The organism is Sandaracinobacteroides sp. (assembly GCF_057137845.1).
The window spans coordinates 1-2,001 of the sequence record NZ_DBNHFX010000127.1 but is presented as its reverse complement, the minus strand read 5'-3'; the positions used below and the strand labels follow the sequence as shown (position 1 = coordinate 2,001).

2 protein-coding genes are annotated in these 2,001 nt (G+C 63.8%); both read right to left on the bottom strand.

Annotated elements, in window-relative coordinates; genetic code table 11:
* A partial coding sequence (locus tag AC16JP_RS07160) for an integrase arm-type DNA-binding domain-containing protein (protein WP_484339922.1) occupies window positions 1–972 on the bottom strand: 972 nt, incomplete at its 3' end.
* A gap of 255 nt (window positions 973–1,227) precedes the next feature.
* Window positions 1,228–2,001: carnitinyl-CoA dehydratase (locus AC16JP_RS07155; protein ID WP_484339921.1), on the bottom strand; the 774-nt coding region annotated here is incomplete at its 5' end.

The following is a 2,001-nucleotide window of genomic DNA, read 5'->3' as shown; positions in this document are numbered from 1 at the left end:
CAGGCGGTCCAGAACGTCGAGATGGCCGTGCTTGCCCTTGATGCGGCGGACGGACGGAAACACCCAATCGCTCGCGTGCATGTCGCGCAGTCGCTGGAAGACGGACAGCGCGTAATCGGAGATGGCGGCGGTGCGCCCGTTTTCGTCGCGCTTGAGGCGGGCGAATGTCACGGTGCCTTTTTCGAGATCGACCTGCGACCACGTCAGTTCGCGCAGGACGTTCTCGCGGCAGCCCATGTGCCAGCGCAATTCCCAGCAGGCGCGTTTGATCGGGTTGTCAATCGCCACGACTTCCTTCCAGCGGTCGGCCCAGTCGATGTCGCGGTCAACGTCGCGCTTCGGCTGCTTCGTGATGTCGGTCAGCGTCGGGATCGGCACGACGATGGCGTGAACCTTGCAGGCATGGCGCAGCGTCGCGCCGATCACGGCATGGGCGCGGTAGGCGGCGTGCGGGCGGTCTTTCTGCAAGGCGTTCAGGTGCTGGTTGATGTTGCGGGTCGGCAGCTTGTCGATCTGCACATCTTCCCACATGGCGAGGTGAAGGCGAAACGTGCGGCGGTATTCGTCGGCGGTGTCGGCCTGCATCCGGCTCTTGCCCGAGAAGCGCGGGCCGGTCTGATGCGACAGATAGGCGTCGAGCGCGTCGGCAAGGTTCGGCAGGGGCATTTCCTCCTCGACCGCCTTCACCGCCTTCTCTGCGCGGCTCATGAAGTCTCCGGCGTCCATCTCCGACTTGACCTCGGACGCGATCCGCCACGCCTCATCCCGCTTCATGCTCGGGAACTGGCCGATCTTCACCTGCCGCGACTTCTGTGCCGCGCCGTCCCACTTCGATGCGTACCACGTCTTCGTGCCGCCCGACGTGACGGACAGGCGCAGCCCGCGATAGGTCTTGTCTGAATACCACTCCATCGCCGACAGCGGTTTGATCCGCTGGATCGCGCTGTCTGTGAAGGTCATCGTCGTCGCCATGTGTCGCTCCTGTTTTCGAGAAATTTCGAGAACACGTTACGATCCACTTGGGCGGACGCCAACCGAATATCAAGGTAAAGCACTGATTTTGTTATGAGTTTTGACGGACATCATATCCAGTTGGACGAGGCCGAGCGCATTCGTAATGATGGGGTCGGGGGTTCGAGTCCCTTCACCGGCACCACTGATCACAGAAATTCCGTTCAGTGTGCCGCCGGCAAGGGCGCCAATCGGCGCCGCCTGCCGGCGAAGGGCTCAGCGGCCTTTCCAGACCGGATCGCGTTTTTCGGCAAAGGCGCGGGCGCCTTCCAGCTGGTCTTCCGAGGAATAGAGCCGGTCGACGGTCGGCATCAGCCGTTTGGTGATCCGGTTCAGCGCATCCTGGAAGCGCATGTTCTCGGCTTCGCGCACCACTTCCTTGATGGCCGCATAAACCAGCGGCGGCCCCGATTCCAGCAGCCGCGCCAGATCCCAGGCCTTGGGCAGCAGGTCGGCCTGAGAGGTGATTTCCTTGACGATCCCCCAGCGCAGCGCCTCTTCGGCATCGAACCAGCGGCCGGTGAGCAGGAGGTCCATCGCCACATGATAGGGAATGCGCTTCGGCAGCTTGATCGAGGCGGCGTCGGCGACGGTGCCGGACCGGATTTCCGGCAAGGCGAAGGTCGCATTCGACGAACACAGGATCAGGTCGGCCGACAGCGCCAGTTCCAACCCGCCGCCGCAGCAGATGCCGTTGATCGCGGCGATGACCGGCTTGTTCAGGTTCGGCAATTCCTGCAGGCCGCCGAAACCGCCAACGCCATAATCGCCGTCCACCGCGTCGCCGTCCGCCGCCGCCTTCAGGTCCCAGCCGGGGCAGAAGAACTTTTCGCCCTCGGCGCGCAGGATGCAGACCCGCAGGCTGTCGTCGTCGCGGAATTCGCGGAAGGTCAGGCCCATCACCCGGCTGGTCTTGAGGTCGATGGCATTGGCCTTGGGCCGGTCGAGCGTGACTTCAAGGATCGCGCCTTCGCGGCGGGTTCGGATCGG